The 14,901-nt window shown below is 35.7% G+C and carries 15 protein-coding genes and 1 riboswitch; of the genes, 6 read left to right on the top strand and 9 right to left on the bottom strand.

The window, feature by feature from the left end; all coding sequences use genetic code 11:
• Positions 1-190: 190 nt before the first annotated feature.
• A riboswitch (SAM riboswitch) is annotated at positions 191-348 on the bottom strand.
• A 68-nt stretch (positions 349-416) separates the two neighbouring features.
• From ACTYBU_RS10015 to ytkD, 3 genes are all read right to left on the bottom strand, one after another.
• Entirely contained in the window at positions 417-659 is a 243-nt protein-coding gene (locus tag ACTYBU_RS10015; protein WP_445489338.1) for a DUF2584 domain-containing protein, read from the bottom strand.
• A gap of 46 nt (positions 660-705) precedes the next feature.
• Entirely contained in the window at positions 706-1,482 is a 777-nt protein-coding gene (locus tag ACTYBU_RS10010; RefSeq protein ID WP_445489336.1) for an alpha/beta hydrolase family protein, read from the bottom strand.
• A 284-nt stretch (positions 1,483-1,766) separates the two neighbouring features.
• Positions 1,767-2,246: an RNA deprotection pyrophosphohydrolase gene (ytkD, locus tag ACTYBU_RS10005; protein ID WP_445489335.1), complete on the bottom strand. Its 480-nt coding sequence runs from the start codon at positions 2,244-2,246 to the stop codon at positions 1,767-1,769.
• Positions 2,247-2,931: 685 nt separating this feature from the next.
• Here ytkD and ACTYBU_RS10000 point away from each other — a divergent pair.
• The gene (locus ACTYBU_RS10000; RefSeq protein WP_445489334.1) at positions 2,932-3,189 is read left to right on the top strand and encodes a DUF6154 family protein; all 258 of its coding nucleotides are present in this window, start codon (positions 2,932-2,934) and stop codon (positions 3,187-3,189) included.
• 339 nt (positions 3,190-3,528) lie between these two features.
• Here the strand turns inward: ACTYBU_RS10000 and ACTYBU_RS09995 are convergent, their stop codons facing one another.
• Positions 3,529-4,296 carry a sulfite exporter TauE/SafE family protein gene (locus tag ACTYBU_RS09995; protein ID WP_445489332.1) on the bottom strand — a complete coding sequence of 256 codons (768 nt, stop codon included), beginning with the start codon at positions 4,294-4,296 and terminating at the stop codon, positions 3,529-3,531.
• Positions 4,297-4,532: 236 nt separating this feature from the next.
• Here ACTYBU_RS09995 and cls point away from each other — a divergent pair, with 236 nt between their 5' ends.
• Positions 4,533-5,987, top strand: a complete 1,455-nt coding sequence (gene cls / locus ACTYBU_RS09990) for a cardiolipin synthase (RefSeq protein ID WP_445489331.1) — start codon at positions 4,533-4,535, stop codon at positions 5,985-5,987.
• A gap of 272 nt (positions 5,988-6,259) precedes the next feature.
• Here cls and ACTYBU_RS09985 read toward each other — a convergent pair whose 3' ends face one another.
• Positions 6,260-6,733, bottom strand: coding sequence for an S-ribosylhomocysteine lyase (locus tag ACTYBU_RS09985; protein ID WP_445489329.1), 474 nt, complete (start codon positions 6,731-6,733; stop codon positions 6,260-6,262).
• Between the two features lie 291 nt (positions 6,734-7,024).
• On the opposite strand from ACTYBU_RS09985, the gene yidD reads away from it, so the two are divergent.
• Positions 7,025-7,267: a membrane protein insertion efficiency factor YidD gene (gene yidD, locus ACTYBU_RS09980; protein ID WP_445489327.1), complete on the top strand. Its 243-nt coding sequence runs from the start codon at positions 7,025-7,027 to the stop codon at positions 7,265-7,267.
• Positions 7,268-7,282: 15 nt separating this feature from the next.
• Here the strand turns inward: yidD and ACTYBU_RS09975 are convergent, their stop codons facing one another.
• Entirely contained in the window at positions 7,283-7,849 is a 567-nt protein-coding gene (locus ACTYBU_RS09975) for a beta-class carbonic anhydrase (RefSeq protein WP_445489326.1), read from the bottom strand.
• 280 nt (positions 7,850-8,129) lie between these two features.
• Between ACTYBU_RS09975 and ACTYBU_RS09970 the strand changes: the two genes are divergently transcribed.
• The 3 genes from ACTYBU_RS09970 (at position 8,130) to ACTYBU_RS09960 (ending at position 10,866) form a co-directional block, all read left to right on the top strand.
• Positions 8,130-9,491 (top strand): cytochrome ubiquinol oxidase subunit I, encoded by a 1,362-nt coding sequence (locus ACTYBU_RS09970; protein ID WP_445489325.1) that lies wholly within the window; start codon positions 8,130-8,132, stop codon positions 9,489-9,491.
• A 6-nt stretch (positions 9,492-9,497) separates the two neighbouring features.
• Entirely contained in the window at positions 9,498-10,547 is a 1,050-nt protein-coding gene (locus ACTYBU_RS09965) for a cytochrome d ubiquinol oxidase subunit II (protein ID WP_445489677.1), read from the top strand.
• Between the two features lie 160 nt (positions 10,548-10,707).
• The gene (locus tag ACTYBU_RS09960; RefSeq protein WP_445489324.1) at positions 10,708-10,866 is read left to right on the top strand and encodes a DUF1540 domain-containing protein; all 159 of its coding nucleotides are present in this window, start codon (positions 10,708-10,710) and stop codon (positions 10,864-10,866) included.
• 317 nt (positions 10,867-11,183) lie between these two features.
• On the opposite strand, the gene ACTYBU_RS09955 is transcribed toward ACTYBU_RS09960, so the two are convergent.
• The 3 genes from ACTYBU_RS09955 to menB all read right to left on the bottom strand — a co-directional run bounded on the left by ACTYBU_RS09955 (position 11,184) and on the right by menB (position 14,878).
• Complete coding sequence (locus ACTYBU_RS09955) at positions 11,184-12,389, bottom strand: NAD(P)/FAD-dependent oxidoreductase (protein ID WP_445489323.1); 1,206 nt, start codon at positions 12,387-12,389, stop codon at positions 11,184-11,186.
• Positions 12,390-12,449: 60 nt separating this feature from the next.
• Positions 12,450-13,925, bottom strand: a complete 1,476-nt coding sequence (locus ACTYBU_RS09950; protein ID WP_445489322.1) for an o-succinylbenzoate--CoA ligase — start codon at positions 13,923-13,925, stop codon at positions 12,450-12,452.
• A 134-nt stretch (positions 13,926-14,059) separates the two neighbouring features.
• A complete protein-coding gene (gene menB, locus ACTYBU_RS09945) occupies positions 14,060-14,878 on the bottom strand; it encodes a 1,4-dihydroxy-2-naphthoyl-CoA synthase (protein ID WP_445489320.1) in 819 nt (272 codons plus the stop codon).
• Positions 14,879-14,901 lie beyond the last annotated feature (23 nt).

The raw sequence follows: 14,901 nt of genomic DNA, 5'->3' as shown, positions 1-14,901 counted from the left end.
GAAGTAAACATGCTGTTTTTATCCGAGATAGCAAGGACTAATTCATCATATTAAGAAAGTTTTCCTGCTTATCTCTGTCCTAAGAACACACATTAAAAATATACATTTTATAAAAGATAGTTTATCAGATTGCATACAAAAAACCTTTTCATAGTGAAAAGGTTGAAAGCAAATCGATTCGCACCTTTCACTCTTATCGTTCAAGGAAATATCCTCCTTGCTTCAGGTTAGCACCTTTCCTAAGAGAATGTCTGTTACACCACTAAATAGATGTTCCAGGCTATTTTCTTCACCTAGTAGGTTGCTGGGTTTCATAGGGCCAGTCCCTCCACCAGCTCAGGATAAGAGAGTATCCGTTCAAATTAAAATGATATCGTACTCGTTCAGACAATGTCAATGATTTTATCGAGATTATTTTAATTAGTTGAATTTAAAGCAATTAGTTGATATAAAATGGTTGTTTTTCCATTTTCCCATTCTAATTTCTCTATTGTAGCTGTGCCAATCCGCTCACCGTTTTTTACTTTTCTAACTTCTACAGGGATATGCATTGGATAAAGACGATATTCCTCTTTCTCCAATAAAAAGAAGTTTTCTTTTATTCGTTGTTCTTTTCCCTTTGTAACAATCATTGTATTTAATTCTAAAGGCATTCCCATAAGGCAGCTCCCTCCTGATTGCTTGCTTCTTTTATTTTATCAGTTTTTATCCTTGTCTTTTCATCCAAACTGCTAAATTTGCGACAACTTTTCTGTTAATATCTGGTGGAAAATAGTGGGTATATTCAGGGAAATACCAAGTTTCTACTTCTTTCCCCGCCTTTTCCAACCTCTTTTCTAATTGATAGCTATGTTCAATTGATACATTTTCATCTAACATTCCATGAATAATTAAAGTTGGAGCATTCAGCTTATCTACGTGAAATAAGGGAGTGCGCTCCCAATATCTTTCTGGATATTTCGTTGGAGTACCTCCAATTACTCTTTTCATCATCCTTCGTAAATCTTTCCGTTCCATATAGGTAAGTGTCATGTCACTAACACCTCCCCATGTAACAATAGATGCTGCCGGACAATTTAACCCTACATGAAGCGCCATTACACCTCCTCGTGAAAAACCAAATACATGAACACGTTTTACTCTTTTGCAATTATTTAATAAAGTAAAAGCTGCAATTGCATCCATACGATCTTCTCCAGCAAAATCCTCATTTCCATCGCCTCCCTGATTGCCGCGATAAAACGGAGCAAATACGATAAAGCCTTCGGAGGCAAACTGAACAATTCTAGCTGGTCTAACTTTTCCTACATTTTTTATTCCACCTCTTAAATAAAGAAAACCGTCAAATATATCACCATCTTTTGGTTCAGCAAGCAAGCCTTTTATTTTTAGCCCATCTACAAAATATGTAACTTGAAACAACTCAATAGATGGATTTGGCGAAGGAAACTTTATTTTCTCTAAAATATCCCCATTCTTCATAAAGAACGATACCTTCCTTTCGTTTTTTTTAGCAAGTATATTCTTACATTCCTTTATTATTTATGGTGATAAACGTTTTATAAAGTGAACCTTTCCATCAGTGGGGGTTTTCTTCATCCTCCACTGATGGGAAGCTTGCGGTCCACAGGAGTAGATCACACAAACGAAGACATAAGGAAGTGGCGACATTAGTTTGTGTACCTCTATCGGACTTTTACGGGCAGTTATCCCCATCTAGCTTGCTCGATTTCTCAGCATTCCCGAGGTGGCGGTCTTACTGCTAGTTAAGAGTGGGATAAATCAAAATCGTTCTTTATTCTAGTAAGACAATACGTCATAACTTTATCCTTCATTATAAAGCTGAATTGATGATTAAAGCGCTGTTCCAAAACAGAATCCTCTATTAAGATTGGTCCATTTGTTTCTAAATACTCATCTTTTTTGATCAATTGATCAATTTCTGCAAAATAAACAGCTTTAACAAAATGCTTGTCTGCATCTACTTGATACTGTGCAATCCAATTTAATTTTGTACATAATGCCCCTGTTTCCTCATAGACTTCTCTTTTGGCTGCTGCTTCTATGCATTCCCCTCTCTCTACCTTTCCGCCTGGAAATTCCAACCCTCTTTTTTTATGTTCCGTTAAGAGCCATTTTCCTTTCATATAACAAATGACAATAACATGTTCCGCTTCGGTAAAAAAATCTTCTTTTTGAAAGGAGAAATGCACCTTTGAACCAAAAAAATCATAAAATGTTTTCATTAAACTCCTCCCATCCCTTTTGTTTGCTTCAAAAATTATTTATGTATCTTTTTTTGTATATTTTGACACGCTTATAAAAGATTATCTATAAAGTGAACCTTTCCATCAGTGGGGGTTTTCTTCATCCCCCACTGATGGAAAGCTTGCGTTCCACAGGAAGTGGCGACATTAGTTTGTGTACCTCTATCGGACCTTTACGAGCAGTTATCCCCCACCTAGCTTCCTCGATTCCTCAGCATCCCCGAGGTGGGGTCTTGCTGCCCGTTAAGAGTGGGATAAAAAAGATAGCGTACTTTCATTAAAAAAGAAAAAGTATGGGATATATTCCGACCAAAAGGGTATGTAAACAATTAAGGAAGCAGAATCATCCATTTGAGCGAAGGAAAATATCCAATGGGTGCCTGCATAACTCAGAAAAGGAAACTCGACTAACGAAACTATATTTAGCTGCTATGAGGATTGACTTACATTCGTTGACTGTCATCAGCATTTTTATATCCCGTACGCCAAGCCAGAAATTCATTTGTTTTAAATTTTTTTCCTATCATTTTTATCTTACAAAAAAGGGTATAATAATTTCATCCGGCAATGTCATATTTAATACTAGCGTGATACAATAATTGAAACGATTACAAAAATAGCTGATTCCTGATTTTGAATACAAATCCAGCTGGAGGTTAAAAAAATGAAATTAGTTGATGAACTTTATAACTTATATAAACATAAACTAACAGGTGATGAAGAAGATATCGATATGCTTGCATTTGCTTTTCTAGAAGAAATGACAAGAGAGGATTTATTACATATTATACAAGAGTTAAACGAACAAGAATTAAACGACTTAATGGGCTTATATTTAATTGAAAGCTTAAAAGGAAAATTTGCGCGGGAAGATTACAGCCAGCAAAGAAGCCCAGTATTTTCACAAAGAAATTTGCATTAACAACAGGTTAACAGCTCTAAATAAAAACTCTTGGTTTAGATTAGCTAATTCTTTGCAAAAAGACTTATCATTTTTATAAGTGAACCTTCCATCAGTGGGGGTTTTGTTCATCCCCCACTGATGGTTAGTTGAACTTATCGGAACTTTACGGGCGAGTTTCAACACCTAGCTTCCTCGATTTCTCTGCACTCAGCATCTTGAGGTGGGGGTTTTACTGCCCGTTAAGAGTGGATAAAAGCATGAAAGATAGAAACCCAAGAAAAATACGAACGTGTGTTGACAGGCGAGAGCAGCAAAGTGACAGCTGCTCTCGTTAACTTATTTTATTTCCCATTTGTGTTAAGCAAAAAAATGATCATATATATTTTTCCCAATAAGCACAACGGATACAAGTACAAATAATATCTTCACATAAGATGAACCTTTTTTAATGGCTACCTTTGATCCGATTAAAGCTCCTGCAATCATAGCAATTCCCATCGGAATTCCATACTGGTAATATACCGAATCATAATAAAAAAATACGACTAATGCTGTAATATTACTTCCGAAATTTAATATTTTGGCATTTCCTGCAGATTCTACAAAATCAAACCCCATCAGTAAAAAAGCAAAAAGAAAAAAAGAACCTGTTCCTCCTCCTAAAAACCCATCATAAAAACCAATTAATGTTACAATGCCAACAGCAAATATGGCTTTTTTGATGGTCATCCCATTAAAAGTGGATGTTAATCCCCATTCTTTTTTTGTTAACGTATAAATCGTTACAACAATTAAGATGACTAAAATTAATGGTTTCAGCTTATCAGAAGGAATTTTTTGTACAACATATACTCCAATTGCTGAACCAATAATAGATAAAGGCAATAATTTTACCATGAGAGACTTATTAATTTTTCCATGTCGAATAAATGAAATAGAACTTGTTAACGATCCCATAGTTGAAGCCAGCTTATTTGTTCCTAACGCAATTTGCGGAGGTAATCCAGTAAATAAAAGTGCTGGCAATGATATCAATCCGCCGCCTCCAACAACGGAATCAATGAATGCTGCCGTAAAACCAGCAATAATTAAAAAAAGCAGCATTCCAATATGTATTTCTTCCATCTTATTATTTCCCCAACCTTTCTTTATTAATAGATTACCATATTATTCTATTGTTTAATATGAATCTTTTAGGGAAGGTAGTATCTTAGTACAAAGTAGTTTCCTGTTTTTTCATTTTCGCCTATAATGAAACAGGAAAAATCTCTCTATACACTTACAAAGTTATCCAGACGAAATATCCTTCTCTTCTTTGTTTATTTTTTCTGTAAAAAATGTTGTTTGAAAGGAATAATTATATGCATATATATACGATTTTAGTTAGTACTATCATTTTACTTAATATCATTTGTGCATTTCTTGTTATCTTTTTGGAAAGAAGAGATGCTGCTGCTACATGGGCATGGATCATGGTATTAACCTTTATTCCTATTTTAGGCTTTATTCTTTATTTACTTTTTGGACAAAACTTAAGCAAAAGAAAATTATTTCAATGGGAAGAAAGAAAAAAAATAGGAATTGAGCCTGTTTTAGCCTCCCAGCTTCTACAAATCAGCTCTAACCAGCTTCGAACAACAAATTCTGTTATTAAGGCAAATCAAGATCTCATTTATATGAATTTATTTAATAATGATGCGGTATTAACAGAGAATAATACAGTGGATATTTTTACAGATGGAAACGAAAAATTTAATCAACTGCTGCAAGATATTAAACAGGCAAAAAAATCAATTCATCTGCAATATTATATTTTTAAGAATGATGGGATAGGATCAAAGCTGATTAATGCATTAGTGGAAAAGGCAAAAGAAGGAGTGGAAGTTCGGGTTTTATATGATGAACTCGGCTCTAGAACATTACGGAAAAGAGCATTTAAAGCGTTAAGAGAAGCTGGAGGGCAAATAGCTGTATTTTTCCCTAGTAAACTACATCTCATTAATTTGCGACTAAATTATCGAAACCATCGTAAATTAGCCATTATAGACGGTAATACTGGTTATATTGGCGGTTTTAATGTAGGAGATGAATATTTAGGAATAGTTCCTAAATATGGCTATTGGAGAGACACTCATTTGCGAATTATTGGAACAGCCGTTTTTGCCATTCAAACAAGATTTATTTTAGATTGGAATCAAGCTTCCCATGACCAAGAAATCAGTTACTCACCCGAATATTTCCCGGAAAGAACCGATGAAATTATAGGCAATGTCGGAATGCAAATTGTTTCAAGCGGGCCCGATTCAGAATGGGAGCAAATTAAAAATGGGTATATAAAAATGATTACAGCAGCGAAGGAATCGGTTTTTATTCAAACCCCCTACTTTATACCAGATGCCAGCCTGCTGGATACACTAAGAATTGCAGCACTCTCTGGGATCGATGTGAAAATTATGATACCAAACAAACCTGATCATATGTTTGTTTATTGGGCAACCTATTCCTACATTGGTGAGATGTTAAAAGCAGGGGCAAAAGTTTATATTTATGAAAATGGTTTTATTCATGCAAAAACATTGATGGTTGATCGGAAAATCTCATCTGTCGGCACTGCCAATATTGATATGCGCAGTTTCCGCTTAAACTTTGAAGTAAATGCGTTTGTTTACAGTGAAAAACTCTCCAACCTTTTAACAGAAGGCTTTTTAAAGGATATGCAGCTGTCAACACAACTCACATTAGATCGTTATACTAAACGTTCTTTAATCATTCGTTTTAAAGAATCCTTTGCACGATTATTAGGCCCACTTTTATAAGAAAAGCGTAAGCTCCCTTGCTCATCGACAGAAAAAGGTTAGTTCCACAGGATGTGGATCACACAATCGTTGCCACAGGACGTGGCGGTTTTAGATTGTGTACCTTTATAGATAAAGGAAACACGAAGAACGTAGTGATTCGATGTTGACTACGCAAGCGTTGAAGTCGATAGGGTGCTGGAGTTAGACATTTGTCAGACTTCAAAAAACTTATACTCTTACCTTTTAAAAAAAATGAATGGACAGCACCGCTGACCATTCATTTTTCCTTTTTATGCAAAAACTTGCTTCAACTCTTCTTTATTTTGCTTTAACCAGAACTGCATTAATTTTTTTGCACCTTCCAGGTCATGCAGTTTTGCTTGGCCGCACTGTTTTTCGTTTGCAGCAGGTATTTCCGTAATCTTTAAAGCTGAATTCATTGTATTTTCTAATAAATCAATGATTTCTTCTACTGACGGTTCCCCACTAACTACTAGATAATAACCTGTTTGGCATCCCATTGGAGAGATATCAATAATATCAAAATGATCAAATTTTTCTGCATGATCACGAATATTAAAAGCTAATAAATGTTCTAGTGTATGAATGACATCTGGTTTCATTGCCTGTTTATTCGGCTGGCAAAAACGGATATCAAATTTATTTACTAGACCATCACTTCCTACTTTATGAACGCCGCAATGTCTAACATATGGTGCTTTTACTGCATTATGATCTAAATCAAAACTTTCTACTGAAGGCATCAAAAACAACTCCTTTTTCTTTCTATACTTCATTATAACTCAAATTCCGAGTATATACATCCATTTAATTACCATTATAGATTTTCAATCCTTATTGGTTCCTATTTAGCCATCATACGAAACACATGAGATGCTTTTCCAAGAGGATAAAAGATTTCATGTTGTCTTTTATTTTTCTTGTGAAAGCATCTCATGCTATACTCAGAATACAATCATTATTTAATGGTTTGTGATTTTTATAGCAAGTCTAAATATTGACTATTCAAATGTATATATGGAAAGGAAAAATAAATGAAAAAAATATTCATAATCCTAATTCGCTTCTATCAAAAAGCTATTTCTCCTCTCACCCCGCCATCTTGCCGCTTTTATCCAACTTGCTCCAACTATGGATTAGAGGCAGTTAAAAAATACGGTGCACTAAAAGGCGGCTTCCTGACGATAAAAAGAATCATAAAATGCCACCCTTTTCATCCTGGAGGCATTGATCCAGTTCCGGAAAAATGGCCGAGCAAAAAAAAACATCATTCGTGAAGATTGTATGCTCCTCTATTTAGCTTTGTACCCATCTACAACTAAATCAAGCTTTCCAGTTTTTGGATCAATTACTAAGCCATGTACAGGCACCTCAACTGGAAGCAGCGGATGATTTTTTATCATATCAACACTATGGGATACACTTTCTGAAACAGAATTAAAACCAGTTAACCATTTCTCCAAATTGACGCCTGTATGTTTAATCGTATTCAATGTTTCTTCCGTAATGCCTCTTTCTTTCATTTTCTCCATGATATCCTCGGCTTTTAATGCACTCATTCCGCAATCATGATGTCCGATTACCAATACTTCATCCGCTTTTAATTCATACACAGCGACAAGAATGCTTCTCATAATACTGCCTAATGGATGAACAACAATCGCACCAGCATTTTTGATAATTTTCACATCTCCATTTGCAAGATTTAATGCATGTGGAAGCAGCTCCAATAAACGAGTATCCATACAGGTTAAAATAACCATTCTCTTATTTGGAAATTTTGTTGTAATATATCGCTCATATTTATTTTCATTAACAAATTGATCATTAAACGTTAAAATTTCTTCTAAAATACTCATTTTATCCAGCCCCTTTTATTATCTTATAGCAAAATGTCTATTTTGAATCTCTTCTCCATCCCCAAAGAAGCAACAAAAAAAACACTCTATTTCTATAGTAAAAAAAAATAGACTATTACACAACTTTGAAACAGCTTACATACAAATTTTTTTTCATCTATCGTTCCTTTCCACGATACATTTAACTAATTTCCCTATTTACAGGAAAAGATTACATATTTGTTCAAATCCTTGAAAATACTATCAAATAGTAAATGGACTGCAGGAAGGGAAGATATGAATGGAACATTTAGTAATAGCACGAAGTATGTTTGGCACCACTATGGGATTTCACATTATCTTTGCAACCATTGGAGTAGGACTTCCTCTTATGATGCTGACTGCTGAATTATTATTTCAAAAAACAAAGAATGTAGATTACGCAATTATGGCAAAAAGATGGACGAAAACATTTGGAATATTATTAGGTGTCGGAATTCCAACAGGAACAATTGCAGGTTTGCAGCTTTCCTTGCTTTGGCCTGGCTTCATGGAAGTAATCGGGAAAGTAATGGCATTGCCATTTCAGATCGAAATTTATGCATTTTTTATTGAAGCATTGTTTATGTCAATTTATGTATATGCTGCTGAAAGAATTTCCCCATGGGCAAGAATTTCGAGCTTAATTTTAGTCGCAATCGGCGCACTTGCTTCTGCCATTCTCATCACAAATGTACATTCATTTGAAGGAACTCCTCGGGGGTTTCAAATGAATGGAGAAGTAATTACCAATGTAGACCCTTGGAAGGCATTTTTTAATCCAACCTTCTTTGTATCTGCAGGTCATGTGGCGATGAGCGCTTATACAACTGGCGCTTTTGCCGTTGCTTCTGTTTCTGCTTTTAAAATGATGAGAAATCCATATGGTTCTCGTGTTTTTCAGTTCCATCAAAAAGCATTGATACTAAGTATTATTATCGGTGGCGTATTTTCATTATTAACGGCACTCAATGGTCATGAATCTGCTCAAAAGCTTTATGAATATCAGCCTGAAAAACTGGCAGCTGCTGAAGGGCTTTTTGAATCACAATCACATGCTCCATTAGCAATTGGAGGTTTTACGGATAAAGAAAACCGCGAATTAAAAGGAGCCATCGAAATTCCGTGGGCATTAAGTTTTTTAGCAGGCAACAGCTTTGATACTGTCGTTACTGGTTTAAATGATTTTCCTGAAGAATTTTGGCCGCCTTTATATGTACATACCTTATTTAATGCAATGGTAGGAATTGGTTCTTTCTTAATATTTCTTGCTTTTGCCTCATTAGCATGGCGGTATCTGTTAAAAAAAGAACGATTCCCTAAAATTTTCATGTGGATATTTGTTGCTTCTGGCCCTTTAGCGTTAATAAGTATAGAGTGTGGGTGGATATTCGCTTGTACAGGACGTCAGCCTTGGACAATTTATCGTGTATTATCCACTGCTGACTCAGTTACCTCTTCAGAAAATTTAGCTTTATTATTTATTTTATTTATCATTGTCTATGTAATATTGGCAATTTCCGTTTCCTTTGTATTAATTTATTATTTCCGTAAAAATACCGTATTAAATGATTTACATGCAGCAAAAGATAAGGAAGTACCTCTGTTTGGATCCAACAGTTAAGGAGTGATAAATGTGACAGATTCATTATTAGCTATTACTGTCCTTTGGGGATTTGTATTTATATATGCCATCATGGCGACGATGGATTTTGGTGCCGGCTTTTGGTCTATGCTCTACATTAATAGAGAAAAAACGAAAGCTACGAATATTGCCAATCGTTACCTCTCTCCTACATGGGAGGTAACAAATACATTTATTGTGGCAATTGTCGTTGCTGTATACAGCATGTTTCCTTCCGCAGCCTATACATTAGGAACTGTATTATTAGTTCCAGGAAGTGCTATTTTGCTCCTGCTGGCTATTAGAAGCGCATTTCTCGTTTTTGCGAATATTGCCCACGAGTATCGAAAACCGCTTACCTATATTTCAGGGCTTTCTGGAATGCTGATACCAGGAATTTTATTAAGTGTTTTGCCTATAACACATGGAGGTTTTGTTGATTTTTCTTCTAATAAGCAATCGCTTGATTTAGTAGCTTTATTTACAAGCGGAAATGAATATGCGTTTTTTGGTTTTGCCTTAAGCAGCACGTTATTTTTATCATCCCTCCTATTAGCGGATTATTCAAATGTTTCGTCCGAATCAGAGGCATATCGAGTATTTAGAAGGGACGCCATAATAATTGGCCCCATCTCCTTGTTAATGGCTGTATTTATTATGCTTACATTAAAACAGGATGCAAATTGGATTTACACAAAAATGATGGACGATTTTCCATTATTACTTTTGTCGCTGTTGTTTTTTCTATTTGGAGGGATTGCACTTTTTTTGCCTTCTCGTAAAAATGCAGGCACTAAAGGAATGCCAAGAATTGCGATCTTTTCGATAACCCTTCAATATTTGCTTGCTAGCTATGTATATGGAAAAGCACATCTTCCTTATATCGTCTATCCTGAGGTGACGATTACTTCAGCTTTTACGGATCCTAACTCTTTTCGCGCTTTATTTGCAACCTATATTGCTGGGTTTATCATTCTATTTCCGGGCTTTTATTTTTTCTGGAGACTTTTTATGCATGATAAAAAATATTTGCAGCAAAAAGAAACAAAAAAGTAAACCATTTTTTTCAGCGATTTAATTTCAAAAAATTGTTAACAATTCATTGTATGTATTTTGTGCTATTTACCTATACTAGTATTGAATTATCTCTCACCTGGAGTTGATTCTTTCCACCTATCGTTATAGAGATTAATTTAACCATAAGGAGATGATTACTTTGGCTAAAGACGTTTTATGTGAAGTGAACAACTGTTCCTACTGGGAAAATGGAAATCTTTGTGGAGCAGAGAAAATTTATGTAGTCAGCCATACTGGCAATAAAGCAGATACTAGTAAGGAAACAGACTGCAAAACATTTGAACCAGCTTTGTCATAAGTTCTTATTTTTTTCAGAACAAAAAAAGAGGCTTCTTCACTTGCCGGCAAACCAATTATCAAAGGGATTGATTTGCCAATAGGAAAAGCCTCTTTTTTTATCCCACTCTTAACGGGCAGTAAGCCCCCCACCTCGGGGATGCTGAGAAATCGAGGAAGCTAGGTGGGGGATAACTGCCCGTAAAGGTCCGAGTAAGAGGTACACAAACTAAGGTCGCCACTTCCTTTTGTCTTCGTTTGTGTGATCCACATCCTGTGGACCTCAAGCTTTCCATCAGTGGGGGATGAAGAAAACCTCCACTGATGGAAAGGTTCACTTTATCGGTCTAGCCGTACTAGATCTGCATCCGGGTGATATCCCTTTTTTATCAAGTCTTTTAATAAAGTTGCTCCAAACATGCTGTATACGGTGCCATTTCCTCCATACCCTAAACAATAATAGAGATTTTTCTTATCAGGATGCTCTCCAATAAATGGCAAACCATCAGATGATTCTCCAAACGTTGCACCATAAACATAATCCACTTCTATATCATAATCTGGGAAATGCTCTATAATTTTATGCAGCAGATTCTCTCCATATTTCTTCATTATAGCTGGGTTTGATGGTGCCTCAACTGCCTCTTCATCCAGACCTCCTGCAATTATTCTTCCATCACAGGTTGTTCTCATATAAAAATAAGGTCTTTTCGTTTCCCAGATAAGGCATTGGTCTTTCCACCTTGGATAAGCTGAAAGGGGAGAAGTAGCGATTGCATATGTCCTGTTTAGTTCCCCTCCTTCTTTTTTGGCAAAGGAATTTCCTTCATATCCTGTTGAATAAATAACCTTTTTCGCTTTTATCGTTCCTTTTTGACTGCTGAATTTCCAATAGCCATCATCAAAACCAGCCTTTTCTACTTCTGTATGCTCAAATATTTTTACATTTCGCGCACTTGCTTCCTTCATCAGTTCTAGAACAAATTTTTGTGGATTTACTTCTGCATCTCCATGCGTATGTATTGCCGCTGGTTTTTTAAATCCATAAATTTCCTCAATTTCATTTTCTTCGAGAAATTCTGCATGAAGCCCATGCTTCTTTAACATACAATACTCTTTTTTTAATTTAACAGCATCTTTTTTATCACTGGCATAATAAAGGCTTTTTCTCGTTATAAATTGAACATCGTTTTGCAATGAGGATGCAACAGACTTTAAATTTTCCATTGCTTCAAAGCACACTTGATAAAACCGAGCTGCTTTTTCTTCTCCAATGCTCTCAGCAAATTCATGAAGCATTTTATCATTTGAATATTGAAGCAAGCCTGTATTGGCAGATGTGCTTCCTTGTCCTATTTTTCTTTTATCCACCAAAACAATATCCAGCGATTCTTCTGATAATAGATAGGAGCATAATGCTCCCGACATCCCTCCGCCAATGATAAGAACATCACAAGTTATTTCTTGTGTTAAAGGAGGATAATCTGGTGTTTTGGATATTGTTGAAGGCCAATATAAAGAACCTTTATATAAATCTAAGTCCATAAATACCTCCTGCTGACTATTCGGTAAGATTTTTTCCTCATTGGAGTCTTCATCAAAAATTTATTCCTTGCGTGCCATTACTAATTTTCTCAGTTCTCTTCGCAGTATCTTTTTAGACGCATTACGAGGAATCCTTTCGATAAAAAAGATTTTTTTCGGAATTTTGTATTTCGCCATTTTTTCCGAGCAGTCGGAAAGAATCATTTTTTCCGTAAGCGTTATTCCATGCTTTTTCACAATAAACGCCGCTGGAACTTGTCCCCATAATTCATCTTCCATTCCAACTACACCTGCATCCCAGACGCCTTCGATGGAAGTTAAGATGCCTTCTATTTCTGCAGGATAAATATTTTCTCCCCCTGAAATGATTAAATCAGACCTTCTATCCAATACATATAAAAAACCTTCTCCATCTTTATACCCGATATCCCCTGTATGAAACCATCCGTTCACTCGATTCGTTCCTTTATTTAAATAGCCTTTTGAAACATTCGGACCTTTGACAATAATCTCCCCTGCTTCTTGTTGAGCAGCTTCCAATCCCTTTTCATTCATAATTTTTAGTTGTGCAGGAAACAGCGGTTTCCCTGCGGATCCAGCTTTTTTGAAGCTATCTTCTGGTGCCAATGTAACAATTTGAGAAGAAGTTTCTGTCATTCCGTAAGAATAGTATACTGGTATTCCTTTACGGAAGCAGCTTTTTATCACATCAATGGTTGCTGGTCCTCCGCCCAACAACATACATCGAAAAGAAGCAGGAAGTTTTTGTTCCACTGCATTTTCTATTTTCTTTAGCATTAGTGTCACAACAGACATCATCGTAACCTTTTCTTTTTCTATATCAGCAATCACTTTTTCTACAGAAAAATGATCATGAAGCACTATCTTTATGCCATATAGCAAACTTCTAATTAGAATAGAATATCCGCTAATATGAAAAAGCGGCAATGCACATAACCAAACATCTTTTTCCTGCAAACCAAGGTTTAAGGCACTGCCAACAGCACTCCACCAATGGTTCCCATAACTTTGAATAACCCCTTTTGGAGATCCAGTTGTACCAGATGTATACATAATCGTACATGTTTCTTGTAAAGATACTTCCGCTTTCTCCAATGGCTGTTCATATGGATAGGAAGGAATATCTTCTTTAAAAAGAGTACAAATTGGAATTTCTGATTCAATTTTTTGTATGGTCTTGGCAAATGTTTTTTCAGTTAAGAGGAAAGTAGTTTGTGCATCATTCAATTGAAATATTAATTCATCTGCTGTTAAGCGATTATTTAATAATACAGCTTTTGCACCAATGATATGAAGAGATAACAGAGTAATAACGGTTTGCAGATTATTATTTACTAAAAAGCCAATATTATCTTCTTCTTTCACACCCTTAGCTGTTAAAACACCTGCCCTATTATAAGCCTTTTCATAAAGCTCAAGAAAAGTTAGCCGCTGATTGTTATAGACAATTGCTTCTCTATTTGGTGTTAAGTTTGCCCTATTCTTAAGAAAATTAGGAATATATTCTGCTGTCAAATTTTCTCACCTTTTCTACATAAACAGGGTGACTCATTATGGTCTGACCCTTCTTTGATTTTCAAAAAAAGAGTCTGACACTTTAATGGAGTCACCCTGTCATTATTTATCTATTCTTCATTTTTCTCTTCTCATCATGGAAAACGAGGGAATTGTCCAAAATCTGGCTTGCGTTTTTCTTTAAATGAATCTCTGCCTTCTTTTGCTTCATCAGTCGTGTAGTATAAAAGTGTAGCATCACCGGCAAATTGTTGAATTCCTGCTAACCCATCTGTATCTGCATTAAATGCAGCTTTTAAGAAGCGAAGTGCTGTTGGGCTTTTTTCCAATATTTCTTCACACCACTTGATTGTTTCTTCTTCTACATTTTCTAATGGAACAACCGTGTTTACCAAGCCCATATCCAAAGCTTCCTGTGCATTATATTGTCTACATAAGAACCAGATTTCACGGGCTTTTTTATGGCCAACAATTCGTGCTAAATAGCCAGATCCATATCCTGCATCAAAACTGCCTACATTCGGGCCAGTTTGTCCAAATACAGCATTATCTGCTGCAATCGTTAAGTCGCAAACAATATGAAGAACATGCCCTCCGCCAATTGCATATCCTTTTACCATTGCGATTACTGGTTTAGGAATCACTCGGATTAATCGCTGCAAATCCAACACATTTAATCGAGGGATTTGGTCATCACCAACATATCCTCCATGTCCTCTGACCTTTTGATCTCCACCGGAACAAAATGCCTTTTCTCCTGCACCTGTTAAAACAATTACGCCAACATTGCTGTCATCTCTTGCTCTTGCAAATGCATCAATAAGTTCAGACACTGTTTTCGGTGTGAAAGCATTATGTACATGAGGTCTATTTATCGTAATCTTCGCAATGCCATTATATGTTTCATACAAAATTTCATCATATTGACGTACTGCCACCCATTCAACTGTCATTCTTTTTTCCTCCTTTTGCTTCA

Source organism: Niallia sp. 03133 (assembly GCF_052663225.1).
The sequence above is the reverse complement of the archived record's forward strand: the minus strand, read 5'-3'. Positions and strand labels throughout refer to the sequence as shown.